Source organism: Pedobacter arcticus A12 (assembly GCF_000302595.1).
Classification (GTDB): domain Bacteria; phylum Bacteroidota; class Bacteroidia; order Sphingobacteriales; family Sphingobacteriaceae; genus Pseudopedobacter; species Pseudopedobacter arcticus.
In genome coordinates, this window is record NZ_AKZJ01000014.1 from 144146 (window position 1) to 168530 (window position 24385).

At 37.2% G+C, this 24385-nt stretch carries 25 protein-coding genes; 14 read left to right on the top strand and 11 right to left on the bottom strand.

Going from position 1 to position 24385, the window contains the following annotated elements; all coding sequences use genetic code 11:
• Window positions 1-12: 12 nt before the first annotated feature.
• From accC to pdxA, 7 genes are all read right to left on the bottom strand, one after another.
• The gene (gene accC, locus B176_RS0100605; protein WP_017256834.1) at window positions 13-1359 is read right to left on the bottom strand and encodes an acetyl-CoA carboxylase biotin carboxylase subunit; all 1347 of its coding nucleotides are present in this window, start codon (window positions 1357-1359) and stop codon (window positions 13-15) included.
• A 72-nt stretch (window positions 1360-1431) separates the two neighbouring features.
• Window positions 1432-1905 (bottom strand): acetyl-CoA carboxylase biotin carboxyl carrier protein, encoded by a 474-nt coding sequence (accB, locus tag B176_RS0100610; RefSeq protein WP_017256835.1) that lies wholly within the window; start codon window positions 1903-1905, stop codon window positions 1432-1434.
• 67 nt (window positions 1906-1972) lie between these two features.
• Window positions 1973-2962 carry a beta-ketoacyl-ACP synthase III gene (locus tag B176_RS0100615; protein ID WP_017256836.1) on the bottom strand — a complete coding sequence of 330 codons (990 nt, stop codon included), beginning with the start codon at window positions 2960-2962 and terminating at the stop codon, window positions 1973-1975.
• 12 nt (window positions 2963-2974) lie between these two features.
• Window positions 2975-3916, bottom strand: coding sequence for a phosphate acyltransferase PlsX (plsX, locus tag B176_RS0100620; RefSeq protein WP_017256837.1), 942 nt, complete (start codon window positions 3914-3916; stop codon window positions 2975-2977).
• Between the two features lie 128 nt (window positions 3917-4044).
• Window positions 4045-4236: a 50S ribosomal protein L32 gene (gene rpmF, locus B176_RS0100625; RefSeq protein WP_017256838.1), complete on the bottom strand. Its 192-nt coding sequence runs from the start codon at window positions 4234-4236 to the stop codon at window positions 4045-4047.
• A 13-nt stretch (window positions 4237-4249) separates the two neighbouring features.
• On the bottom strand, window positions 4250-4786 hold the full coding sequence (locus tag B176_RS0100630) for a YceD family protein (protein WP_017256839.1): 537 nt from the start codon (window positions 4784-4786) through the stop codon (window positions 4250-4252).
• Between the two features lie 257 nt (window positions 4787-5043).
• Window positions 5044-6099: a 4-hydroxythreonine-4-phosphate dehydrogenase PdxA gene (gene pdxA / locus B176_RS0100635; protein WP_017256840.1), complete on the bottom strand. Its 1056-nt coding sequence runs from the start codon at window positions 6097-6099 to the stop codon at window positions 5044-5046.
• 105 nt (window positions 6100-6204) lie between these two features.
• Between pdxA and rsmA the strand changes: the two genes are divergently transcribed.
• From rsmA to B176_RS0100660, 5 genes are all read left to right on the top strand, one after another.
• Complete coding sequence (gene rsmA / locus B176_RS0100640) at window positions 6205-6996, top strand: 16S rRNA (adenine(1518)-N(6)/adenine(1519)-N(6))-dimethyltransferase RsmA (RefSeq protein ID WP_017256841.1); 792 nt, start codon at window positions 6205-6207, stop codon at window positions 6994-6996.
• Entirely contained in the window at window positions 6968-7738 is a 771-nt protein-coding gene (locus B176_RS0100645; protein WP_154647846.1) for a hypothetical protein, read from the top strand. The genes rsmA and B176_RS0100645 overlap by 29 nt, the downstream gene beginning before the upstream one ends.
• Before the next feature lie 17 nt (window positions 7739-7755).
• Window positions 7756-8682 carry an NAD(P)-dependent oxidoreductase gene (locus B176_RS0100650; RefSeq protein ID WP_017256843.1) on the top strand — a complete coding sequence of 309 codons (927 nt, stop codon included), beginning with the start codon at window positions 7756-7758 and terminating at the stop codon, window positions 8680-8682.
• A gap of 134 nt (window positions 8683-8816) precedes the next feature.
• Window positions 8817-9290, top strand: a complete 474-nt coding sequence (gene greA / locus B176_RS0100655; protein ID WP_017256844.1) for a transcription elongation factor GreA — start codon at window positions 8817-8819, stop codon at window positions 9288-9290.
• A 150-nt stretch (window positions 9291-9440) separates the two neighbouring features.
• Window positions 9441-9833 (top strand): HIT family protein, encoded by a 393-nt coding sequence (locus B176_RS0100660; RefSeq protein ID WP_017256845.1) that lies wholly within the window; start codon window positions 9441-9443, stop codon window positions 9831-9833.
• Here the strand turns inward: B176_RS0100660 and B176_RS0100665 are convergent.
• A complete protein-coding gene (locus tag B176_RS0100665) occupies window positions 9830-11059 on the bottom strand; it encodes a 3-deoxy-D-manno-octulosonic acid transferase (RefSeq protein ID WP_017256846.1) in 1230 nt (409 codons plus the stop codon). The genes B176_RS0100660 and B176_RS0100665 overlap by 4 nt on opposite strands.
• Window positions 11060-11120: 61 nt before the next feature.
• Here B176_RS0100665 and B176_RS0100670 point away from each other — a divergent pair, with 61 nt between their 5' ends.
• The 5 genes from B176_RS0100670 (at window position 11121) to B176_RS0100690 (ending at window position 16421) form a co-directional block, all read left to right on the top strand.
• Window positions 11121-12434 (top strand): UDP-glucose dehydrogenase family protein, encoded by a 1314-nt coding sequence (locus B176_RS0100670; protein WP_017256847.1) that lies wholly within the window; start codon window positions 11121-11123, stop codon window positions 12432-12434.
• Between the two features lie 13 nt (window positions 12435-12447).
• Window positions 12448-13434: a UDP-glucuronic acid decarboxylase family protein gene (locus tag B176_RS0100675; RefSeq protein WP_017256848.1), complete on the top strand. Its 987-nt coding sequence runs from the start codon at window positions 12448-12450 to the stop codon at window positions 13432-13434.
• Between the two features lie 3 nt (window positions 13435-13437).
• Entirely contained in the window at window positions 13438-14466 is a 1029-nt protein-coding gene (galE, locus tag B176_RS0100680) for a UDP-glucose 4-epimerase GalE (protein ID WP_017256849.1), read from the top strand.
• A gap of 158 nt (window positions 14467-14624) precedes the next feature.
• Entirely contained in the window at window positions 14625-15680 is a 1056-nt protein-coding gene (rfbB, locus tag B176_RS0100685) for a dTDP-glucose 4,6-dehydratase (protein WP_017256850.1), read from the top strand.
• Window positions 15681-16421: a tyrosine-protein phosphatase gene (locus tag B176_RS0100690; protein ID WP_017256851.1), complete on the top strand. Its 741-nt coding sequence runs from the start codon at window positions 15681-15683 to the stop codon at window positions 16419-16421. It begins immediately after the preceding gene.
• Window positions 16422-16617: 196 nt separating this feature from the next.
• Here the strand turns inward: B176_RS0100690 and B176_RS21555 are convergent, their stop codons facing one another.
• Entirely contained in the window at window positions 16618-16773 is a 156-nt protein-coding gene (locus B176_RS21555; RefSeq protein WP_083852664.1) for a type II toxin-antitoxin system YafQ family toxin, read from the bottom strand.
• 124 nt (window positions 16774-16897) lie between these two features.
• On the bottom strand, window positions 16898-17086 hold the full coding sequence (locus tag B176_RS0100705) for a hypothetical protein (RefSeq protein ID WP_017256854.1): 189 nt from the start codon (window positions 17084-17086) through the stop codon (window positions 16898-16900).
• A 184-nt stretch (window positions 17087-17270) separates the two neighbouring features.
• On the opposite strand from B176_RS0100705, the gene B176_RS0100710 reads away from it, so the two are divergent.
• The 4 genes from B176_RS0100710 (at window position 17271) to B176_RS0100725 (ending at window position 23253) form a co-directional block, all read left to right on the top strand.
• Entirely contained in the window at window positions 17271-20780 is a 3510-nt protein-coding gene (locus tag B176_RS0100710; RefSeq protein WP_017256855.1) for a leucine--tRNA ligase, read from the top strand.
• A 106-nt stretch (window positions 20781-20886) separates the two neighbouring features.
• Window positions 20887-21324, top strand: coding sequence for a hypothetical protein (locus B176_RS0100715; RefSeq protein ID WP_017256856.1), 438 nt, complete (start codon window positions 20887-20889; stop codon window positions 21322-21324).
• Window positions 21325-21374: 50 nt separating this feature from the next.
• Window positions 21375-22124, top strand: a complete 750-nt coding sequence (locus B176_RS0100720; RefSeq protein ID WP_017256857.1) for a glycosyltransferase family 2 protein — start codon at window positions 21375-21377, stop codon at window positions 22122-22124.
• 16 nt (window positions 22125-22140) lie between these two features.
• Window positions 22141-23253 (top strand): MraY family glycosyltransferase, encoded by a 1113-nt coding sequence (locus B176_RS0100725; RefSeq protein WP_237739782.1) that lies wholly within the window; start codon window positions 22141-22143, stop codon window positions 23251-23253.
• Between the two features lie 251 nt (window positions 23254-23504).
• Here B176_RS0100725 and B176_RS0100735 read toward each other — a convergent pair whose 3' ends face one another.
• Window positions 23505-24179 (bottom strand): NUDIX hydrolase, encoded by a 675-nt coding sequence (locus B176_RS0100735; protein WP_017256860.1) that lies wholly within the window; start codon window positions 24177-24179, stop codon window positions 23505-23507.
• Window positions 24180-24385: the final 206 nt, after the last annotated feature.

A 24385-nucleotide genomic window follows, 5' to 3' on the forward strand; every position in this document is an offset into this window, starting at 1 on the left:
AATTTTATTTAACTATTCTTCTGTACCTAAATCAAAGGTTTCCATAAACTTAGTGGTAAAATTACCAGCCCTAAAGTTTGGGTCTTTTAAAAGTTTAAGGTGGAAAGGTATAGTGGTTTTTATACCTTCAATTACAAATTCACTAAGTGCTCTTTCCATCGTGTTTAACGCTTCTTCGCGGGTTTGAGCCACACATATTAGCTTCGCAATCATGGAGTCGTAATTCGGTGGAATTACGTAGCCTGCGTAAACGTGGGTATCAACCCTTACACCATGCCCGCCCGGAGAGTGGAAATGTGTAATTTTACCCGGACAGGGTCTAAAGTTATTGTAAGGGTCTTCGGCATTTATGCGACATTCGATAGCGCACATTTCTGGAAAGTAAGATTTTCCTGAAATTGGAATGCCTGAAGCCACTTTAATCTGTTCTTTGATTAAATCAAAGTTGATTACTTCTTCTGTAACCGGGTGCTCTACTTGGATACGGGTGTTCATTTCCATAAAGTAGAAATTACGATGTTTATCTACCAAAAATTCTACGGTACCCGCACCTTCATATTTTACAGCTTCTGCACCTTTGATAGCAGCTTCTCCCATTCTTTCACGCAGTTCTTGCGTCATAAAAGGAGAGGGAGCTTCTTCAACTAATTTTTGGTGACGACGCTGGATAGAACAATCTCTTTCTGATAAATGACAAACTTTACCAAACTGATCTCCAATAACCTGAATTTCGATATGGCGAGGATCTTCAATGTATTTTTCAAGGTACATTCCATCGTTCCCGAAAGCAGCAGCAGATTCCTGACGAGCAGAGTTCCAAGCATCTTCGAAATCTTCATCTTTCCATACTTGTCTCATTCCGCGACCACCACCACCGGCTGTAGCTTTTAAAATTACAGGATAGCCAATTTCGTTTGCAATCTTTATTCCTTGTTTAACATCGGTCAATAAACCTTCAGAACCTGGAATTGTAGGTACACCAGCTAATTTCATGGTGTCTTTTGCCGAAGCCTTATCACCCATTCCATTAATCTGTTCTGCAGTTGCACCAATAAATTTAATACCATACTCTTTACAGATTGCCGAAAATTTTGCGTTCTCAGACAAAAATCCGTAACCCGGATGGATGGCATCTGCATTGGTTAATTCTGCAGCAGAAATTATATTTGGGATATTTAGGTATGAATCTTTACTCGGAGGAGGACCTATACAAACAGCTTCATCAGCAAAACGTACGTGTAAACTTTCTCTGTCTGCGGTAGAATATACTGCCACTGTTTTTATACCCATTTCTTTACAGGTACGGATAATGCGCAGTGCTATTTCTCCTCTATTAGCAATTAATATTTTTTTAAACATAATAACGGTTTTATCAATCTGTTAATTTGTGTGGAAGGGCACTTGAAATGCCCAATAAGTAATACAAATAAACTATGATGGATCTACCAGGAATAATGGTTGGTCGTACTCAACAGGTTGTGAGTTTTCTACCAATACTTTAACAATTTTACCCGAAACTTCTGACTCAATCTCGTTGAAAAGCTTCATTGCTTCAATAATACACAACACTTGTCCAGTTGCTATTTCATCGCCCACATTTGCAAAATTTGGTTTATCTGGTGAAGCAGAACGATAAAAAGTTCCGATCATTGGAGACTTTATGGTAATGTAGTTACTATGATCTTCAACCGCGATAGCTGGCGCAGCAACCGGAGCTACTGCTGGTGCAACAGCAACAGGTGCTTGCATTTGCTGAGCAACAGGTATGTTTGCATTTACGTAAGTTGGCTCTTGCGTAGTTTTTATGGTAATTTTAAAGTCTTGTTCTTCAATAGAAACTTCATTCACTCCTGATTTTGCTACAAATTTAATCAGATCTTGAATTTGTTTAATGTCCATTCCCATATTGGTGAGGTTTTAAATTATGTGTTTAATTTAGAAATCTAATATAATAATTATCTGTAAAAATAACTTAGTATGCCCACTTAAGGTATAAAGAACCCCAAGTAAAGCCGCCGCCAAAAGCCGCCAATACTACATTATCTCCTTTTTTTAATTTGCTTTCCCATTCCCATAAACAAAGAGGGATGGTGCCGTTTGTTGTGTTGCCGTACTTCTCGATGTTGATCATTACTTTCTCGGATCCAACACCCATACGGTTTGCCGTAGCATCAATAATTCTTTTGTTGGCTTGGTGTGGCACTAACCATGCAATATCGTCTGCAGTAAGGTTATTCTTCTCCATAATCTCGGCAGAAACATCTGCCATGTTGGTAACTGCAAATTTAAATACAGCCTGTCCTTCTTGGTAAACAGTATGTAAACTCGCATTCACAGTTTCGTGGGTAGCAGGATTTAAAGAACCGCCAGCTTTTATATTTAAGTATGATTTACCAGCACCATCACTTTTTAAAATGGAATCAATAATACCATATCCCTCTGTGTTGGGTTCTAACAATGCTGCACCACATCCATCACCAAAAATAATACAGGTTACCCTGTCTTTATAATTAATAATAGACGACATTTTATCGCCACCTACTACCAAAACTTTTTTGTGTTTGCCCGATTCAATAAACTGTGCTCCTGTGCTTAAGCCGAATAAAAATCCTGAACAAGCAGCCTGTAAATCATATCCCCAAGCATTTTTGGCGCCAATTTTATCGGCCAAAATATTTGCAGTTGCAGGGAAAGGCATATCTGGTGTTGAGGTACAAAAGATAATCAGATCTATTTCTTCTGCGCCAATACCTCTTTTCTTAAGCAAGCCTTCTACAGCTGGCACTGCCATATCAGAAGTTGCTAAACCTTCACCTTTTAAAATTCTTCTTTCTTTTATTCCTGTACGTGTTGTAATCCACTCGTCATTGGTATCAACCATTGTTTCTAACTCTTGATTAGTTAAAACATAATCTGGCACATAACCATTTACAGCGGTGATTGCAGCATGAATTTTGCTCATATTTTGATATGTTTAAGAATTGAAAGCTGTTTTAAACTTTTCAATAATTTGAGTTTCCACCATGTCTTTAGACAATAGTATCATATTTTTGATAGCTTCTGGGCTAGAAATCCCATGTCCAATAACAACAGGTGCATTTACACCTAAAATTGGGCTTCCACCATATTGTTCGTAATTGAACCTATCGAAAAACTCATCTTTTAAACCTTTTTTAAGTGTTAAAACATAAAAAGATTCTGCTAATTTTAAAACAACGTTGCCTGTGAAACCATCACAAACCATTACATCTGATTTTGCGTTGAATAAATCCCTGCCTTCAATATTGCCGGCAAAGTTTATTTCAGAAGCGGCTTTTAATAAAGGATAAGTAGCTTGCGTAAGCATGTTTCCTTTTCCTTCTTCCTCGCCTAAGTTCATTAAACCAACTTTAGGATCGGCAATGTGGTAAACGTGTTTTGCGTATAAGCTGCCCATTATTGCAAACTGAACTAAGTGTTCTGGCTTACAATCTGCATTGGCACCAGCATCCAGCAACATTCCAAAACCACCTTTTTCTTTAGGGATAACAGTAGAAATTGCAGGTCTTAAAACTCCTTCAATCGCTTTTACACTAAACATGGCACCAACTAACATGGCACCGGTATTTCCTGCTGATGCAAAAGAATCAATTTTTCCTTCTTTCAACTGTTGAAAACCTACCGATATGCTGGAATTCGCTTTTTGAACAATAGCTTTTGTAGGATGTTCTCCCATACCAATTACCTCTGTAGTATGTACATACTCAAATAAATCGGGGTTAAAACTATGCTCTTTAAGGATGGGTGTAATTTGGTCTTTATCTCCAAATAATACGAGGTGTTGGTCTTTTGATAGGGTTTGATGTGCTGCAATTGCTCCTAATACGGTTGCTTTTGGCGCATAATCACCGCCCATTATATCTAAACCAATTTTCATTGAGATAAGTTGCTTTTAATGAAGTTGTGCTCGAAAATAACAGTCTTGGCTATTCTGAGGTTAAAAAAAATCCTTGTGTAAGGTAATAAATAAATTTTTACCAACACAAGGATTTTTATTCGCATAAACTATGCTATAGACGTGTTCTCTATTAACAATTTACCTCTAAGGTAAAGGTTTCCGTCAACATTATAAGCTCTGTGTGGCAAGTGTACTGCGCCAGTTTCTTTATCTAACCACAAAGAAGGTGCTGTTGCTTTATAGTGAGTTCTTCTTTTGTCTCTTCTTGATTTGGAGACTTTTCGTTTTGGATGTGCCATTTTTTCCTATTTTTTAATTTTTCCTAATGTTCTTTAATATGTCCCACCGTGGATCTTCTTGTTCGCTTGCATTTTGTTCTGTTTCTCCAGAAAACTCTTCTATTTTTTTGAGCATTTCTAGATCACATGATGGGGTGTTTCCTGGATCCTCACAAATGTTGAGGTAAGGAACCGCTAAGTTGATGATTTCATAGATGAATGATGAAACGTCAACTTCACTTTCACTTTTTGTGATAACGATAACCTCTTCACTGTCCGACATGTCGTCAGACTCAGTGAATTTGGCAATTAACCTGTCTTCCGCTTCCATTTCGTGTGGAAATCCAGCTAAGCACTTATCACAACTTAATTGTACTGTACCTTTGATTTTAAAATTGAGAACCATTAAGGTTTCTCGCTTCTCTAAAAGCAAGCTTACACTTAGTAAGCCGTCTTTTACCAAAGAATATTCAAATTCATCAAAAAAGCGTCTGTCAACATCATAGTTAAATTGATGTTGGCCAATCTTTAATCCCGTAAAGGGTATTGAATATTGTTTTAACGATTTCAAAGTTCGACAATTAAGCCTGCAAATTTAGGAAAAATTATTAAGGGCTAAAGGTTTTTTTTAAAAATTGGAAAAGCCTAGAAAAATACATTTGTTTTTACATAAATACACACTAAAAACGCGGTTTCGGTACTTTGAAGGATGATTTTTTGAGGTGAGCTATGCTTTTATAAAGTAGCCTTACACTCGGTTTTTCAACTTCTCTGTAGCCGTTTGTTTTTTTAGTCGGCTTATTTCTGCTTAAAACGCCTTAATGGTTTTTAATCTCTATCCCTACTGTGCTTACTAAAAGGTAAAGTGTTTTGAACCATTTCCGCATGTTCTCTCCTGCGTTTTACAATGTGTATTGCCTGAAATAATGCGTCTCTAAATGAACTTGCCGAAGCTGTGTTTTTTCCCGCGATGTCATATCCGGTACCGTGATCTGGCGAGGTACGTACAACCGGCAAACCTGCGGTAAAGTTTACACCGTGGTGAAAGGCCAAGGATTTAAAAGGGATTAAACCTTGATCATGGTACATCGCCAATATGGCATCGAACTGGCTAAAAGCTTGATTACCGAAAAATCCATCGGCTGGGAAAGCACCAAAAGCAAAAATGCCTTCTTTTTGAGCAGCGTCAATTGCCGGATGAATAATTTCTTCTTCTTCCATACCAATTAAGCCACTATCGCCAGCATGCGGATTTAATCCTAAAACAGCAATCTTAGGTTTTTCTATCCAAAAATCATATCGTAAAGAATGATCCATTAACCTCAGTTTTGATAAAATAGCTTCTTGGGTAATGCCTTTTGCAATATCTTTAACAGGAATGTGCCCCGTAACTACCCCCACTTTCAACTCGTTGCTTACTAAAAACATCAACGAATCTGGCGAACCAGTCATCGCCTGAATGTATTCTGTATGTCCATTAAAAGTAAACTGGTCACTTTGTATATTATGCTTGTTGATTGGAGCCGTAACTAAAGCATCAATTTTACCGGCTACCAGATCTGCAGTTGCTCGTTCTAACGATAAAAACGCATATTTTCCACCAATGTCATTTGCTTTTCCCAGTTCAATCTTCACATCTTCTTCCCAACAGTTGATCATATTTGCTTTGCCGGCGTGTGCATTTTCTGGTTGGTTGATCACCTGAAAAATAAATTCTTGTATGCCCGCTGCTTTTCTGTGAAATGAAGCAACTTTGGTATGTCCGTAAACAATAGGTGTGCAATATTTATAAATTTCGGATTCGGAAAGCGTTTTAATAATTACCTCTAAACCTATTCCATTTACATCTCCAATAGATATTCCTACCTTTAACAACTCGCTCATACAAAAAATGCTTTTATAAAATTTCTTGCAAAATAAAGATTTTGGAACGAATGTTAATTTTAAAGATTAAACTTTCCGTAATTTGTAGCTCATCTTTACAAAATAATGAGTCAGGTAAAAGCCAAAAAGCATTTAGGACAGCATTTTTTAACCGATAAAAATATCGCAGAAAAAATTGTGAACAGCTTAATACATCACAATAAGTACGATAAAGTTTTAGAAGTTGGACCAGGAATGGGCGTTTTGTCTGATTTTTTATTGCAGAAAAAAGAATACGAAACTTACTTGATAGATATTGACACCGAGTCGTTCAATTTTCTCCATAAAAAATACCCGCATTTAGGCGATAAGTTGCTGAACGCAGATTTTTTGCATCTTAATTTTAAGGATGTTTTTCCGGCTAGCTTTGCGATAATAGGGAACTTTCCTTACAACATCAGTTCGCAGATTTTATTTAAGATTTTGGATAACAGAAACCAAGTGCCAGAGGTAGTTGGAATGTTTCAAAAAGAGGTTGCAGAACGTTGTACGGCAAAGCCAGGAAGTAAAGAGTATGGCATTTTGAGCGTTTTTTTGCAGGCCTATTTTAAGTGCGAGTATTTGTTTACGGTAAAGCCTGGGGTTTTTAATCCGCCACCGAAGGTGATGTCTGCAGTAATTAGGTTAAGTAGAAACGAAGTAAAGGAGCTCGGTTGTAACGAAAAATTGTTTTGGACAGTGGTTAAGGCCGGCTTTAACCAGCGAAGAAAAACCCTGAGCAATGCGGTATCCGGCGTAATCCCAAAAGAAAAGCAGAATGACGATGCAGTTTGGACATTAAGAGCAGAACGTTTAAGTGTGCAGGATTTTGTGGATTTAACCAATTTGATTGAGAAAAGTAATGAAAAAGACAGTTAGTTACATAACACTGTTAGCGATGCTGTTTGTAATTGGATGTGGTAACACAAACAACCCAGCTTATACTAATGCATCATCACTTAACGCAGATAGCACAACTAATCAAAGTATAATTTTACGAGACTCCGTAGTTGTGTTAAAATATAAAACACAAACCGATACTATTGCTTTTCCAGTAGTCAACGCTCAGTTTCCACAGTTAGCAGCTGCCTTAAATCCGGAAGCAGTTTTAGGAGAGAGGCTTTCCAAAATCAAAGAAAATTATGAAGATTGCGGTTGCGGTTACACTTCTCTGATGTATAAAAAAACTTTTTCAAACGCAAAAATCCTCTCTTTGTGGTTTTATGCAGAATTTATCGGAGCATACCCTAGTCAAACCACCATTTATCAAACTTTGAGTATTAATACCGGCTTAGTTTATAAATTAACCCAGCAGCTGAATGAAGCAGGAGAAAAATATGTGTTAACAAAATATAAGGCTACATTATTGAAAAGGTTAGAAGCAGACAAAGCAAATCATACAGAAAAAGACTATGATAGTGCTTGTAATCAGATAAAAGAAAATATTAATCAACTTACTTTTGAAGCAATTAATGACAATTATATAGTTAAAGATAGCTCCGTTATCGTAAAAACAGAACCAATTTTGCCTCATGTAGTTTTGGCTTGGGAAATAGATAGAATGGTTGATTTTTCTTTGGATGAGTTAAAGCAATTTAAAAAAGAGGGCGCAAGTATTTAAGCCCGCAAAAAACAGAAATGAAAAAAATATTAATAGTTGATGATTTACACCCAGCTTTTAAACTAGCAGCAGAAGCAATGGGTTTTGAGGTGGACGACCGCCCGCTAATCAAAAAAGAAGAAGTTTTAGCGATATTAAAGGATTACGCGGGTATAGCGATAAGAACTAAATTCCGTGTAGATGCAGAAGTTATAGCAGCCGGTCCGAACCTAAAATTTGTCGCCAGAGCAGGTGCGGGAATGGATAACATTGATGTGGCTGTGGCCGATGAGAAAAACATTCAGTTAATTAACGCACCAGAAGGGAACGCTGATGCTGTTGGGGAGCACACTTTAGGTATGTTGCTTTCGATGATGAACAATTTCCGTAAAGCGGATATTGAAATACGCAACGGTATTTGGGACAGAGAAGGTAATCGTGGTTACGAATTAATGGGAAAAACCGTCGGGATTATTGGCTATGGGCACATGGGGCAAGCATTTGCAAAGCGCTTAACCGGCTTTGGTGTAAAGGTAATTGCTTACGATAAATACAAGACGGGGTTTTCTGACCAATATGCTACCGAAGCGAGTATGGAAGAAATTGTAAAATACAGCGATGTTTTAAGCTTACACATCCCGTTAACCAAAGAGACCAAGCAATTGGTAGACGATGAGTATCTATTGCATTTTAGAAGACCGATTTTCTTTTTAAACGCTGCCCGTGGAGAAATTGTGAATACAAAAGCAGTTTTAAAAGCAATTGATACTGGGAAAATTTTAGGTGCAGGTTTAGATGTGCTCGAAAAAGAAAAATTCCCAGGTTTGGATGATGCCGATTTTTATAAAGAACTTATTGCAAACCAGAAAGTGCTTTTAACACCTCATGTTGGTGGCTGGACATTTGATTCGTACCGAAAAATATCTGAGGTTTTAGCGACTAAGCTTAAAAATTTGGAAATATAAAACCAAAAGTTATATCTTCGTAAAAAAGGAAACAAGACTATGTATGCGAAAAGCAGATGTAGTCTTGTTTGTTTTTTAGAGCTTGGCCAACGCCGGGCTTTTTTTACAATAACCGATTAATAATACAGAAGAAGATGGCAGATGTAGCTTATTTTACCAAAGAAGGTTTAGAGAAACTGAAGGAAGAATTACATTATTTGAAAACCGAGGGAAGAAGAAAAATATCGGCAGCTATTGCAGAAGCGAGAGATAAAGGTGATTTATCTGAAAACGCAGAGTACGATGCGGCAAAGGAAGCTCAAGGGCACCACGAAACTAAAGTTGCGCAGTTGAGTAATATTTTAGCTTCGGCCAGATTGATAGACGAATCTAAATTAGATACTTCGAAAGTTTTGGCGCTATCTATTGTAAAGATAAAAAACGTTAAAAACGGCGCTACCATGACTTACCAACTGGTATCAGAAAATGAAGCTGATATGAAAACTGGAAAGATCTCTGTAAAGTCACCAATTGCAAAAGGATTGTTGGGTAAATCTGTTGGCGAAGTTATTGCTATTGATGTACCAGCCGGTAAAATGGAATTTGAAGTTTTGGAGATTAGTCGATAATAGCGGGAGTTCATTTAGTCATTAGGACTTTGTTGTGGAAACTGTAATGTAGATAAGGAAGCAATTTCCTGCCAAACATCATGACTAATTTAACTAGTCCATTAAACCAGTATAATCAACTAACAAACTAAATCCTAACAAACTAAAAAAATGGCAAGCATATTCACAAAAATAGTAAACGGAGAAATTCCTGCACATAAAGTTGCAGAAACGGAAGAGTATTTAGCCTTTTTAGACATCAGTCCGCTAAAGATGGGTCATGTGCTGGTAATTCCGAAAAAGGAAGTTGATTATATTTTTGATTTAGATGATGAAACCTACACAGGTTTAATGATTTTCGCGAAAGTAGTAGCGACAGCAATTAAAAAGGCGATTCCTTGTACAAGAGTTGGTGTTGCAGTTGTTGGATTGGAGGTTCCTCATGTACACGTCCATTTAATCCCGATAGATAATATTACTGATATGGATTTTAGTAATCCTAAATTAAAATTATCCGAAAAAGAACTGAGCGACGTTGCTCTAAGAATATTAGGTACGTTTTAAAATATTCTTCCCATAATTACAGCAGTGGCGCCAGTATTGTGCGTCACATAACTTTTTGCTTTTTCTCCAGCTTCCATTCTAAATCCAGCTTGTTCAATTAATTTATCAAAAACCGAATCAAGATCTTCCTGATCTGTAATGGTAAATCCGCCACCAACAGCAATTAAGTCTTTAGCTTCCTGAAATTTTTGGTACTTGCTTCCAAATACAACAGGTAATCCCCAAGCAGCGGCTTCCAAAGTATTGTGAATTCCTACACCAAAACCACCACCTATGTAAGCTATTTCTCCATAACTATACAAAGAAGAAAGCATCCCAATGTTATCTATGATGATACATTTAATAGAAGAATTCAATTGCTTAGTGCCGTTTACTAGCAATGAATAGCGTACAGATTGATTCCCAATCAACTTCTCCAAACCTGCAATTTTATCCTCGCCAATTTCGTGGGGTGCAAAAATCATTTTCCAGTTTTTATCCAAATTTTTAATGTATCCAGCAATTAGTGCTTCATCTGCCGGCCAGGTGCTTCCGGCAATAATCAGTTTTGTGTTCCCTTTAAACGCTTCAATCAAAGGGAAATCTTTCTTGTTCTTAGCTAAGTCTAAAACGCTATCAAACCTTGTATCGCCACAGTTGGTATAATTATTCAACCCAATTCTAATTAATAATTCTGCTGATTCTGTGTTCTGCACAAAAAAGTGGGTTACAAAACTTAAAATGTTACGGTTGAAGCCACCATACCATTTAAAAAATATTTGATTGGGTCTAAAAATAGCAGAAGTCACATAAACAGGAATTTGCTTTTGGTGAAGTTTTTTATAAAAGTGATACCAGTATTCATATTTATTAAAAATCGCCAGCTCTGGCTTAAATAAATCAATAAATTTTTCAGCGTTTCTTGCGGTATCTAACGGCAGATACAAGATATAATCGCCCAAAGATGAGTTTTTTCGAATTTCGTAACCAGACGGAGAAAAGAAAGTAATCACAATCTCTTTCTCAGGATAATCTCTTCTGATTGCCTGCAAAAGAGGTTTCCCCTGTTCAAATTCGCCTAAAGAAGCGAAATGCAACCAAATCTTCTTTTTTGTAACGTTTGGACTGAATTTTCTTTCCCAATTTTTCCTTCCATCTATCCATAGCCTTGCTTTTTTATTGAAAAAAGAAAATAAAAGAACCAGGAAATAATAAACTTTAATCGCAATGTTATAAAAAATAGGCATTTATCTCTCGAATGATTAACTTCGTCCAATTTAAAAATTTGATAAAAATACTCAATTTAATATGAAGATAGCAGTAATTGGGACGGGATATGTGGGCTTAGTAACCGGCACTTGTTTGGCCGAAACAGGAAATGACATCATCTGTGTAGATATCGTTGAAGAAAAAGTAAACAAGATGAAAAACGGGGAACTACCTATTTACGAGCCCGGTTTGGATATCCTTTTTCACCGAAATATTGAACAGGGAAGGTTGAAATTTACCACCAATCTTGCCGAAGCTATCAAAGACGCACAAATTATTTTCTTGGCATTACCAACGCCTCCAGGTGGTGATGGTAAAGCAGACTTAAGCTACGTTTTAGGCGCAGCAAAAGACATTGCTTTGTTGGTGAAAGATTATAAAGTAATTGTCACAAAATCTACCGTTCCGGTTGGTACAGCAGATAAAGTGAAAGCCGTTTTCAACGAAAACACTTTGGTAGAAGTAGATGTGGTTTCAAATCCAGAGTTTTTACGTGAAGGTGTTGCCGTTGACGATTTTATGAAGCCAGACCGTGTGGTTGTGGGTACAAGAAGCGACCAGGCGAAAAAACTAATGGAAGAACTTTACGCACCTTATGTACGTTCTGGAAATCCAGTTATTTTTATGGACGAACGTTCTTCTGAACTCACAAAATATGCGGCCAATTCATTTTTAGCAACAAAAATCACGTTTATGAACGAGGTTGCCAACCTTTGCGAACTGGTTGGTGCGGATGTGGATATGGTACGTAAAGGTGTGGGCGCCGATGACCGCATCGGAAAAAGATTTTTATTTCCAGGCATCGGTTACGGCGGAAGCTGTTTCCCGAAAGATGTTCAGGCATTAGCTTTATCCTCTAAAGAATATAATTACGATTTCAAAATTTTAGATGCGGTAATGGAAGTTAACCAAACGCAAAAACTAAAAATCGTTGAAAAAATGATGAAATACTATGGTGGCGATGTAAAAGGTAAAAAGTTTGCACTTTGGGGCTTGGCTTTTAAACCAGAAACTGACGATATTAGAGAAGCGCCTGCGTTATATATTATCGATGAATTAACTAAAGCCGGAGCAGAGATTGTAGCTTATGATCCAGAGGGTATGGAAAATGTAAGAAGAATGAAAGGTGATATTTTAGCTTTCGCCGATAATGCTTATGAAGCTTTGGAAGGTGCTGACGCACTGATTATCGCTACAGAATGGCAAGCTTTCAGAAATCCTGATTTCAAGCAGATTGAAGAAAAGCTAAAAGCAAAAGTGATTTTTGACGGGAGAAACCTTTACGATTTAAATAAAATGATTGATTTAGGATTTTATTACAACAGCATAGGAAGAGCAGAAGTTAAAGCATAAAAAAATCCGGAAGATGAAGAAAAGAGTATTGATTACCGGTGCAGCCGGATTTTTAGGATCGCATCTTTGTGATCGTTTTATAAAAGAAGGTTACCATGTAATTGGCATGGATAACTTGATTACTGGCGATTTGGCCAATATCGAGCATCTTTTTAAACTGGAGGATTTTGAGTTTTACAATCACGATGTTTCAAAGTTTGTTCACGTTCCGGGCGAGTTAGATTATATTTTGCATTTCGCATCGCCGGCAAGTCCTATCGATTACCTAAAAATCCCAATCCAAACTTTAAAAGTTGGTTCCTTGGGTATTCATAATTTATTGGGTCTGGCCCGAGTTAAAAAAGCTAGGCTGATTATCGCATCAACATCAGAAGTTTACGGTGATCCAGCTGTAAATCCGCAACCAGAAGAATATTGGGGAAATGTAAACCCAGTTGGTCCACGTGGTGTTTATGACGAAGCAAAACGTTTCCAAGAAGCCATCACAATGGCGTACCACACTTTTCACGGTGTTGAGACCCGTATTGTGAGAATATTTAACACTTACGGACCACGCATGCGTTTAAATGATGGACGTGTTTTACCTGCATTTATTGGTCAGGCTTTACGCGGCGAAGATTTAACAGTTTTCGGCGATGGAACACAAACCCGTTCATTCTGTTATGTAGACGATTTGGTAGAAGGTATTTACAGATTGTTATTGTCTGATTACGCACAACCAATGAATATCGGTAACCCAGATGAAATCACCATTGGTCAGTTTGCAGAGGAAATCATTAAACTAACTGGCACTAATCAAAAAGTGATTTACAAAGAATTGCCACAAGACGATCCAAAACAACGCCGTCCGGATATTACTAAAGCCAGAGCAATTTTAAATTGGGAGCCCAAAGTGAACAGAGCCGAAGGCTTGAAAATCACTTATGCGTATTTTAAAACTTTAACCAAAGAACAGTTGGATAAAGTAGATCATAAAGATTTTACGAATTATAATAGATAGAAAATGGGAAATAAGATTTTAGTAACCGGAGGAACAGGATTTATTGGCTCGCACACTGTTGTGGAGCTTTACAATGCAGGTTATACGCCGGTGATTGTTGATAATCTTTCAAACTCCTCGATAAAAATATTAGATCAAATTGAGAAAATAATTGGTTACAAGCCAGAGTTTCATGAGTTTGATTTGTGTGATGAAGCTAAAACAGCAGATTTCATTAAAGCAAACCCAGACATTACTGGCATTATCCACTTCGCAGCTTTTAAAGCAGTTGGCGAATCGGTACAAAAACCTTTAGAATATTATAAAAACAACTTTTTCTCACTCATCAACTTATTAACTCCCTACAAAGGAAAAAACATCAATTTCGTATTTTCTTCGAGCTGTACAGTTTACGGTCAGCCTGATGCTTTGCCTGTTACAGAAGCGGCGCCAGTTAAAAAAGCAGAATCTCCGTACGGAAATACCAAGCAAATTGCCGAAGAAATTTTAGCCGAAACTGCAGCCGTAAGCAAGAATTATAACATCGTTGCGCTAAGATATTTCAACCCAGTTGGCGCACATAAAACTGCGCTGATTGGTGAATTACCTATCGGCGTTCCACAAAACTTAATTCCTTTTGTAACACAGACTGCCATCGGCAAAAGAGAAAAAATCACTGTTTTTGGCGATGATTATGATACTGAAGACGGAAGTTGCATTAGAGATTACATCCATGTGGTTGATTTAGCGAAAGCTCACGTTGCTGCTATCAAACGTATGGAAGAAGGGAAATCTGCTGATAATTACGAAGTTTTTAATATCGGTACTGGAAATGGAACAACTGTTTTAGGTGTAATTAAAGCCTTTGAAAATTCAACTGGCGAAAAACTGAATTACAAAGTTGGTCCACGCAGAGAAGGAGATATCGAAAAAATTTATGGCGATGTGACTAAATCAGCAGAAGAGCTGGGCTGGAAAGCCGAATTAAATGTGGACGACATGATGAAATCTGCATGGGAATGGGAAAAATATATTAGTAAGAATCCTTTTTAGTTTAAAGTAGCAAGATTTTAGTATCAAGTATAATTAAGACACAAGATATTAGTATCAAGTATAAAGACCCTACACAGTCGTCATGCGATATGTCTTGATACTTACTACTCAATACTTCTTACTTGATACTCACTACTTCATACCCTATCACTTATCAAATGAAAAAAATACTCATCACCGGCGGAGCCGGATTTATCGGTTCACACGTTGTTAGGCGTTTTGTGAACACCTATCCAAATTATCAGATTGTTAACTTGGATAAGCTGACGTATGCTGGGAATCTTGAAAACTTAAGAGATGTTGAGCAATCTGCGAATTACAAATTTGTAAAGGGAGATATTGTTGATGCTGCTTTTATTCAGGATTTATTTGATAAAGAGAACTTTGATGCAGTTATACATTTAGCGGCCGAATCTCATGTTGATCGTTCAATCACAAATCCTACAGAATTTGTGATGACTAACGTTGTGGGTACGGTAAATTTGTTGAATTCTGCCAGAACAACTTGGAAAGGCGACTACGATAGAAAACGTTTCTATCATGTTTCTACTGATGAGGTTTATGGTGCTTTAGGCGAAGGAACAGAAATGTTTACCGAAGAAACCTCTTACGACCCGCATTCTCCATATTCAGCCTCAAAAGCAAGTTCAGATCATTTTGTAAGAGCCTATTTTGATACTTATGGAATGGATTGTGTGATCTCTAACTGTTCTAACAATTATGGTTCACACCATTTTCCGGAGAAATTGATTCCACTTTCAATCCATAATATCCAACAAAACAAAGCCATCCCGATTTACGGAAAAGGCGAAAATATAAGGGACTGGCTTTGGGTTGAAGATCATGCGAGGGCGATTGATGTAATTTTCCACAAAGCGAAATCTGGCGAAACTTATAATATCGGTGGTCATAACGAATGGACGAATATTGATTTGATTAGGACTTTGTGTAAAGTGATGGATAGAAAGTTAGGTAAAGCAGAAGGCACATCAGAAAAACTAATTACTTACGTTACCGATAGAGCTGGCCACGATTTGCGTTACGCAATTGATGCTACAAAACTTAAAAACGATTTAGGTTGGGAGCCAAGTTTACAGTTTGAAGAAGGTTTAGAAAAAACGGTGGATTGGTATTTAGCAAACGAAAAATGGTTGAATAACGTTACATCTGGTAATTATCAGAGTTATTACGAAGATCAATACCAAAACAGATAAATGTTCGGTCTTTTTAAAAAGAACAAAAAAATACCAGAATTTGATTTTAGCACTATCGGGATTGATATGCACTCGCATGTCCTTCCCGGTATTGATGATGGCGCACCAACGGTAAAGGAATCGGTGATGATGGTGAAACGTTTTCAGCAACTCGGCTTTAAAAAACTGATTGCTACGCCACATATCATGGCAGATTATTACCGCAATACGCCAGACACCATCAACAGAGCTTTGGATGAACTGCGGGAAGAACTAGTAAAGCAAAATATCGATATGCCCGTTGAAGCTGCAGCGGAATATTACTTGGATGAAACCTTTGAGAATAAAATCAATAAGGGAAATCTGATGACGATGGGTGGCGATTATATTTTGTTTGAGCTTTCCTACATCAATTATCCAAACAACATCAAAGATATCATCCAAAAACTTAATGATAAAGGCTTAAAGCCGATTTTAGCGCACCCAGAGCGATATCCTTATTTAGGTTCGATAGAAAATTATTATAAGATTAGGGAATTCGGCTGTTACTTCCAACTTAATACGATTTCTTTGGCTGGATATTACGGCAAACAAACCCAAAAAATAGCAGAACAATTAGTGGACAATATGATGATTGATTTCATCGGTTCAGATATGCACCATCTTAGGCATGCTGATGCTCTGCGGCAAAGTCTTTTTACACCACATTTAAAAACTTTGTTTGAAGAAGCATCTTTGCAGAATGTGATGCTTTCGAAATAGTCTATTTTAGTTTTTCGAGTATTTTTTTTAGGAGTTCGATTTGTTCTTTTTTTAGTTTCTGGCTTTTCCTAAAAAATCTGATAATTACGATAATGATTATCAGCGGTATTACAAACCAAATTAGAAGTAGAATTATTTCAGATGTACCAAGAACCATATCTTTGAATTTGATTTAAATTTTTGGTTATCTCTCTGGTTAAAACAAATCGGAATGCGTACCCGTTCTTATCAGTTCGATCAATTTTAAAGTCTCAGTTTGCTCCCATATTAAAAGTAAGTCTGGTTTCACATGGCATTCCCAATATCCGATAAATTTACCCGATAGTTTATGCGGTTTGTGTTTTGATTTAATCCTTTATGCCCTTCATTAGCCAAAATCTCAATAAAATCCTTGAGAACAACGAAATCTCTATTAGACCGTTTCTTCAGTAAAGTCAAATCTTTAAGAAACTTATTGGATGCAGTAATGCGATACATTATTTTATACTATCAAACAACGCAGCAACACTCTCGAACTCAATTCCTTTCCCCGCTTTCAATTCCTCCATCGCTTTTAGTGTTTCTACGTTAGGATTTTTACTCTTCTTGACTTTTACATCTAGCGCTTTCAAAACAGCAAGTACATCTTTGATTTTCTTTTCTGGAATCTCTATTTCGTAAGTCATTTTAGATAAATTAGATAAGCTTAAATCTTCTGAAATTCGGTATAAATATAACGTAATTTGATTTAACGAAAAAACAAGAGATAAAATGTGCAGTAAATTCTCAAAACATCCACTCTTTTCCAAATAAAAGCTGGCTGGTCGGGTTTAAATTTTTATTTTCGCTGATATATCATAAATCGTAGCAATGGATTATCAATTTAAGCAGATAGAGAAGGACTGGCAGAAGTTTTGGGCAACAAACGAAACGTTTAAAGCAGAGGTAGACGAAAGCAAGCCGAAATATTATGTGTTGGATATGTTTCCTTACCCAAGTGGAGCGGGATTACATGTTGGACACCCGCTAGGCTATATCGCTTCTGATATTTTTGCTCGATATAAAAGACTAAAAGGTTTCAATGTTTTGCATCCAATGGGTTACGATTCTTTTGGTTTGCCTGCAGAGCAATACGCCATTCAAACTGGTCAGCACCCAGCAAAAACTACTGAAACCAATATCAATAGATACAGAGAACAATTAGACAATTTAGGTTTTTCTTTCGATTGGAGCAAGGAAGTGCGTACCAGTTCGCCCGAATATTACAAGTGGACGCAGTGGATTTTTATGCAGCTGTTCAACTCTTGGTACAACAAAGAAACCGACAAAGCCGAGCATATTTCAACGCTGATTGCAAAATTAGAAACCATCCCGGCCAAAGAAATCAATGCAGTTTGTGATGACGATGTTTTACCGTTGCTCCCAAGCGATTGGAGCACCATGACCGCCGAAGAAAAGCAAGCTGAATTGTTGAAATACCGCTTGACATTTTTAAAAGAAAGCACTGTAAACTGGTGCGCAGCTTTAGGAACTGTTTTAGCAAACGATGAGGTAAAAGACGGCTTTAGCGAGCGTGGCGGTCATCCCGTTGAGCAAAAGAAAATGATGCAATGGAGTATGCGAATTACAGCTTACGCTGAAAGATTATTACAAGGTTTAAACCATATCGATTGGCCAGAACCGTTAAAAGAAATGCAACGCAACTGGATTGGGAAAAGTGTTGGGGCGATGGTGAAATTTAGCCTCATCCCCAACCCTTCTCCGAAGGAGAAGGGAGCGCAGGAGAACTTGGAGAATTTGAATGACGTAGCTGGGCGGAGAGGATATGAGACTGCGAATTCTTTCGCTTGGGATATTTTAAAAGGAAATTCTAAAGAGAACAGGAAGCAACAGACAGATGCTGAGATTGTTCTATGGAATGAATTACGAGACAGTCAAACTGGATTTAAAATTAGGAGACAACATGTTATTGAAGGGTATATCGCTGATTTTGTTTGTTTACCGAAAAAACTAGTAATAGAAATCGACGGAGGATATCACAATACTGTAGAAACTATTGAATACGATAACCAAAGAACCGAATTCCTAAACAAAGCCGGATTCCAGGTCATCCGCTTCACTAACGAAGAAGCAATAAACAACACAAATAAGGTAATAACAACAATAAAAGAAAAACTCCAGGCAAGTCCTTCTTACCCAGAAAAAGCAGAGCCAGTAAGCACATCCACAACGCAAGTGGCTCCTTCTCCTTCGGAGAAGGCGGGGGATGAGGCTTCTTTTATTGAGGTCTTCACAACTCGTGTCGATACATTATATGGCGTTTCATTTTTAGCAATTGCTCCAGAGCATGAGCTAGTTGCCTCATTGACTACGCCAGCGCAAAAAGCGGATATAGAAAACTACATTTTAGCGACTAAAAAGAAATCGGAATTAGACCGTATGTCTGATGTGAAAACGGTTTCGGGTGCTTTTACAGGAAGTTATGCGATAAATCCGTTAAGTGGCGAAAAAGTGCCGGTTTGGATTGCTGATTACGTTTTGGCCGGTTACGGAACAGGTGCGGTAATGGCGGTTCCGTCTGGCGATCAACGTGATTATCTTTTCGCACAGCATTTCGACTTACCGATTATCCAGATTTTGGATGCGCAGGTTTGCGATAAAGAAGCTGATGCAACCAAAGAAGGTCGATATATCAACTCTGGAATTATCAACGGTTTGAGCTACAAAGAAGCTACTCAAAAAATTGTTACCGCATTAGAAGAAGTTGGAATGGGTTACGCAAAGGTGAATTTCCGCATGCGTGATGCGATTTTTGGCCGCCAAAGATATTGGGGCGAGCCAGTTCCGGTTTATTTTAAAAACGGTTTACCTTATCTTATTAAAGAAGAAGAACTTCCTTTGCTGTTGCCAGAAGTAGATAAATATTTACCTACCGAAAGCGGAGAACCACCTTTGGGTAGAGCAAAAGACTGGAAATACCAAGACGAATACGAATATGAATTAAGCACCATGCCAGGTTGGGCGGGCAGTAGCTGGTATTGGTACCGTTATATGGATGCAAAAAACGATGCTGCTTTTGCAGATAAAGACAAAATAGCTTACTGGAAAGATGTGGATTTGTACATCGGAGGTAATGAACATGCCACCGGACATCTTTTGTACAGCCGTTTCTGGAACAAATTTTTGAAGGATTTAGGTTATGTGAACGAAGAAGAACCATTCAAGAAGTTGATTAACCAGGGGATGATTCAGGGGCGGAGTAACTTTGTTTATAGATTGAATTATTCTGTAAATAATCTGAAAGAAAATCTTGAAAATCCTGATGAGGATCTCGATAAGATTAACTATCTAACTCAAGAATTACCTCTAGTTTTCATTTCATATGATTTAGTTGACAAAATAACGAATGACGCTGATTATAGGATGATGACCCAGAACAACATCAACGATAATCTTTTGAGTTTGGAACTAAAAGCTAACGGGATTGAAATATTGTTGGACAATGAAAATCTTATTACTAAAATTCATGTTGACGTAAATATAGTTGAAAATGACATTTTAAACATCGAAAAATTTAAAGCTTCAAGGCCAGAGTTTAAAGACGCAATCTTCATTTTTGAAGACGGTTCAAACCCCCTCTCCTTCGGAGAGGGCCGGGGTGAGGCCAAATACGTTTGTGGTCACGAAGTAGAAAAAATGTCTAAATCCAAATTCAACGTGGTAAATCCCGATGATTTAGTAGAACGTTACGGTGCAGATACATTGCGGATGTACGAGATGTTCTTAGGTCCTTTGGAGCAAAGTAAACCATGGAATACCAACGGGATTGAAGGTGTTTTCAAATTCTTGAGAAAATTCTGGAAACTTTTCCATGATGATAGCTTCAACTTCGTAGTTTCTGATGAAGCACCAACAAAAGCAGAATTAAAAGCTTTGCATAAAATTATTAAAAAAGTAGAAGAAGATATCGAGCGTTTTTCTTTCAATACATCGGTTTCCAGCTTTATGATTGCGGTTAACGAGTTAACGGATTTAAAATGCAACAAAAGAGCAATCTTACAAGAAATGGTCATTCTTCTTTCATCTTATGCACCCCATATCGCAGAAGAGCTTTGGAAACAATTAGGCAACGAAGAAGGAACACTTTCTTACGCCCAATTCCCGGTTTTTAATCCGGAGCACCTTGTAGAAAACGAATTTGCTTATCCCGTATCAATCAACGGGAAAACAAAGATGAACCTAACGCTTTCCTTGACTTTAGAACCAGTTGATGTTGAAAAGGAAGTGTTAGCGAATGAACAAGTGTTGAAATATCTAGACGGTAAAACGCCTAAAAAGGTAATTGTTGTAAAAGGAAGAATAATTAACGTGGTAATCTAGAAAAAACAAAGATCATTTCTTGTTTTTTTTCGTGTAAAGAAACAAATTATTTGTACTTTGCTGTATCTAATTGAATCGTTAAAACGTAAAAGGATAAACTAAGACTATGAAATTTTACACTACACTAATTTTATTCTTTTTTTATGCCTTCATCTTCCGAGCGGAAGCCCGCGTAACTGATTTAACAGATTCCATTAGCGATGTGAAGATTGAGAACCAGCAGATTATCTTTGATACAAAGGTGTTAGGAATAGTAAGAAAGCTAAAAGTTCATCGCAACACTTCAAAAACCGAAAATTATACATACCAGATTTTTGAAAAAAAAGGGAAATTGATTGCAGAGTATGAAATGGAAATCTCAAGTAATGAGAAGAAAACTAAAGAAGGAATTTTATCTGCACAGATAAAAACGTTAAAGGATAACGTAGTCCATAATGGCAATAACTTTCTTGATTACCATATGAAACCATCTAAGAATAATGTGGAACGCATTTTGCAATTAGATAAAGTTATTAAGTATCTCTTAACCTATAAATACCTTTAATTTAGCATTGGTGCTAATATCTTCAAGTTTTTTAATTAAAATTGGCGGTAATGCAAATCTCTATTGTAACAGCCACGTTTAATTCCGAAGATTTTATTGCTGACGCGATAAAATCCTATCAAGATCAAATTCTCTGTGATAAAGAACTGGTGGTTATAGACGGTAAAAGCTCCGATAGAACGCTGGAAATCCTCAAGCAAAATAACTCAGCCATAGCGACCTTAATTTCCGAGCCCGACAAAGGTATTTACGATGCACTGAACAAGGGAATTGGACTTGCAAACGGAGATATTATTGGCATTTTGCATTCCGATGATTTTTTGGCACATAATGAGGTGTTAGCACTGGTAAACAAAAAATTTGCTGAAAACCCAAATTTAGATGCCGTTTACGGAGATCTACAATACGTGAATAGGCAGGATCCTAATAAAGTAATCAGACATTGGAAATCTGGCGAGTACCACCTTAATAATTTTAAAAAAGGTTGGATGCCACCACACCCGGCACTTTTTATAAGAAAAGATTGTTTTAATAAATTTGGAGCTTATAACCTAGCATATAAATCTGCAGCAGATTATGATTTGATACTCCGTTTTTTGTTTAAAAACCAGATTAAGGTTGCATACATTCCACAAGTTTTGGTAAAAATGCGAGTTGGTGGTTTAAGCAATAAATCGTTAAAAAACCGGATAAATGCAAACAGGGAAGACCGTTTAGCGCTAAAACTAAATGGCGTACCCAATCCGCTATGGGTTTCTGTTTTAAAACCACTATCTAAAATTGGTCAGTTTTTGAGATAAATATTTAACTTTGAACGTGGCTATTGACTTCTCATTTCTCGAAATTGAATGGATTTATTATTTAGTAGTAATAGTAATTTCGAGTGTAATTTCCTTTATCGCTATCCCGTCTATCATGTTCGTAGCTCGAGAACGCCATTTGTATGATGATGCAGAGAGCATGCGTAAGGACCATGACCACGGTATTCCGCGTTTAGGAGGTGTTGCAATTTTTTGCAGCTTTACCATCGTATCCTTGTTATTTGCAAAATATGATGCTGTGCTTCCCACAAATATCCTCTTAACATCCTGTATTATCCTTTTTGCTGTAGGTTTAAAAGATGACTTGGCAGGTTCCGGACCGGGGACAAAATTTGTAATGCAGTTTTTAGTTGCATCTATATTGGTTTTTCTTGGAGACGTCCGCCTAACCAGTCTATACGGAATCTTCAACGTAGCAGAAATTCCGGTGTATCTAAGTATCCCTGTCTCTGTGTTAATCATCATGTTTATTGTTAATGCATTCAATTTAATTGATGGTATAAATGGCTTAGCAGGCACTATCGGCTTAGTAGTTAACCTTACTTTTGCAGTTTTATTTATACACATGGGCCAAATAGAAATGGCTTCTTTGGCATTTAGCATGGTTGGGGCAATAGTTGGCTTTTTATATTACAATTATACGCCTGCCCGAATTTTTATGGGAGATACCGGGAGTCTTTTGATTGGCTTAATTTCCGTAGTGCTAGCAGTCAAATTTATCGAATTGAATAAATTCACAGACTTTGGCCCTCGACCCTCATTTTTCTCTGCGCCAGCAATTGCCGTTTCGGTGTTAATTATCCCCTTATTTGATACTTTTAGAGTATTTTCAATACGTGTTTTAAAAGGAAACTCTCCCTTTAAGGCCGACAGAAATCATATTCATCACCGGATATTACGTTTAGGCTTTAGCCATACTCAAACAACCTATTTATTGGCATTCACAAACCTGGTATTTATTTACCTTTCGCTCAATTTAAGAGACTGGGGTAATTTTACCTTGATTTTTATGTTTATGGGGATCTGTGTTTTAATTAATTGGGTAACCACAATATTGATACGTATAAAAGATCGAGGGCATTTTAAAATTACTTTCCTATATAAATAAGCTTCCCTGTTTGTTTTTTGAGTGGCTCTTGTTCAAAAATCGGGTGTAAAACTTACTGTCGTTTGCAATTTTGGGCGTTTTAACACGCCTTACACTGTATCTTTTTTGTCTGGAGAATTATCACTCCGAGCGGAGTCGAAGAAGGGAGTCGAAAGACAAAAAAAGAACACCGTTCCAGTCGTTAACGCAAAATTTCTATTCCCGAATTTGAGTATAACCAAGAAAGAAACGGCGAAGATCAGGAAGTGTAATTAGCTTAACTCTCCCAGTTTCAAAAATCCATACATCAAACCCGTAACATGTAATGCTTGTGGAATTTCGTTCTTTAACAACATTTCTTTTACTTGCGGAATGGTGTATAATTCTATGTCAATATCCTCATGTTCATCTAAATCCTGTTCCTGAACTTTTTTTCCGCCTTTTGCCAAATAGCAATATGTAACATTGTTTGATGTGGCAGGGTTGGGGTAAATGGTGCTCACCAATTCAAAATCTTCAAACAGATAGCCTGTTTCCTCCAATAGCTCTCGTTTTGCGGCATCAACGGGCTTTTCATCACCATCAATTACGCCCCCTGGTATTTCTATAGAAATGATATCCCCGCTATGGCGGTATTGCCTAACCATAATTACCTGTTCGTCTTCTGTAATTGCAACAACATTTACCCAGTTCGGATATTCTAATACATAATATTCAGAAGCAATTCTACCATCCGGCAGTTCACATTCGTCCACACGTAAAGTTGCCCAAGGTTTTTGTACTAAATACGCTGATGAAACTGTTTTCCACTTTAAAATGCTCATGGCTAAAATTAATGATTTATTGTAGTAAAGCGCTAATATTTTAAACATGTTTCCTTTCGGTATGGCCTTGCAAATCCTAAAATCGGCACAAATCAGATTGCTTTTTGGACTCTCAAACATCATAATTAAAAAATATTCATTCCTACTCACCCTTGTGGCAGAGTTAATTGTTTTGTTATAAAAGGAGGACTTCCTCCGACCAGTTATACATAAGAATTGATTAAGATTTTATTGAGGTAGAAAAGCTATTCGGTGCCTGTACGATGAAAATTTAGGAAAGAGGCTCGCTCTTAAACCGCTGTTTTTAGAAGAGCAGAGACCTAATCACT

Bases quoted from the DNA above. Each gene is read 5' to 3' on its own strand.
- rpmF (WP_017256838.1), bottom strand. From the start codon at position 4,236: ATGGCACATCCAAAACGAAAAGTCTCCAAATCAAGAAGAGACAAAAGA.
- B176_RS0100665 (WP_017256846.1), bottom strand. From the start codon at position 11,059: ATGCCTATTTTTTATAACATTGCGATTAAAGTTTATTATTTCCTGGTT.
- B176_RS0100660 (WP_017256845.1), top strand. From the start codon at position 9,441: ATGGCAAGCATATTCACAAAAATAGTAAACGGAGAAATTCCTGCACAT.
- accB (WP_017256835.1), bottom strand. From the start codon at position 1,905: ATGGGAATGGACATTAAACAAATTCAAGATCTGATTAAATTTGTAGCA.
- B176_RS0100670 (WP_017256847.1), top strand. From the start codon at position 11,121: ATGAAGATAGCAGTAATTGGGACGGGATATGTGGGCTTAGTAACCGGC.
- B176_RS0100710 (WP_017256855.1), top strand. From the start codon at position 17,271: ATGGATTATCAATTTAAGCAGATAGAGAAGGACTGGCAGAAGTTTTGG.
- B176_RS0100720 (WP_017256857.1), top strand. From the start codon at position 21,375: ATGCAAATCTCTATTGTAACAGCCACGTTTAATTCCGAAGATTTTATT.
- rsmA (WP_017256841.1), top strand. From the start codon at position 6,205: ATGAGTCAGGTAAAAGCCAAAAAGCATTTAGGACAGCATTTTTTAACC.
- galE (WP_017256849.1), top strand. From the start codon at position 13,438: ATGGGAAATAAGATTTTAGTAACCGGAGGAACAGGATTTATTGGCTCG.
- B176_RS0100735 (WP_017256860.1), bottom strand. From the start codon at position 24,179: ATGATGTTTGAGAGTCCAAAAAGCAATCTGATTTGTGCCGATTTTAGG.
- B176_RS0100675 (WP_017256848.1), top strand. From the start codon at position 12,448: ATGAAGAAAAGAGTATTGATTACCGGTGCAGCCGGATTTTTAGGATCG.
- plsX (WP_017256837.1), bottom strand. From the start codon at position 3,916: ATGAAAATTGGTTTAGATATAATGGGCGGTGATTATGCGCCAAAAGCA.
- B176_RS0100615 (WP_017256836.1), bottom strand. From the start codon at position 2,962: ATGAGCAAAATTCATGCTGCAATCACCGCTGTAAATGGTTATGTGCCA.
- B176_RS0100715 (WP_017256856.1), top strand. From the start codon at position 20,887: ATGAAATTTTACACTACACTAATTTTATTCTTTTTTTATGCCTTCATC.
- B176_RS0100690 (WP_017256851.1), top strand. From the start codon at position 15,681: ATGTTCGGTCTTTTTAAAAAGAACAAAAAAATACCAGAATTTGATTTT.
- B176_RS0100650 (WP_017256843.1), top strand. From the start codon at position 7,756: ATGAAAAAAATATTAATAGTTGATGATTTACACCCAGCTTTTAAACTA.
- rfbB (WP_017256850.1), top strand. From the start codon at position 14,625: ATGAAAAAAATACTCATCACCGGCGGAGCCGGATTTATCGGTTCACAC.
- B176_RS0100705 (WP_017256854.1), bottom strand. From the start codon at position 17,086: ATGACTTACGAAATAGAGATTCCAGAAAAGAAAATCAAAGATGTACTT.
- greA (WP_017256844.1), top strand. From the start codon at position 8,817: ATGGCAGATGTAGCTTATTTTACCAAAGAAGGTTTAGAGAAACTGAAG.
- accC (WP_017256834.1), bottom strand. From the start codon at position 1,359: ATGTTTAAAAAAATATTAATTGCTAATAGAGGAGAAATAGCACTGCGC.
- pdxA (WP_017256840.1), bottom strand. From the start codon at position 6,099: ATGAGCGAGTTGTTAAAGGTAGGAATATCTATTGGAGATGTAAATGGA.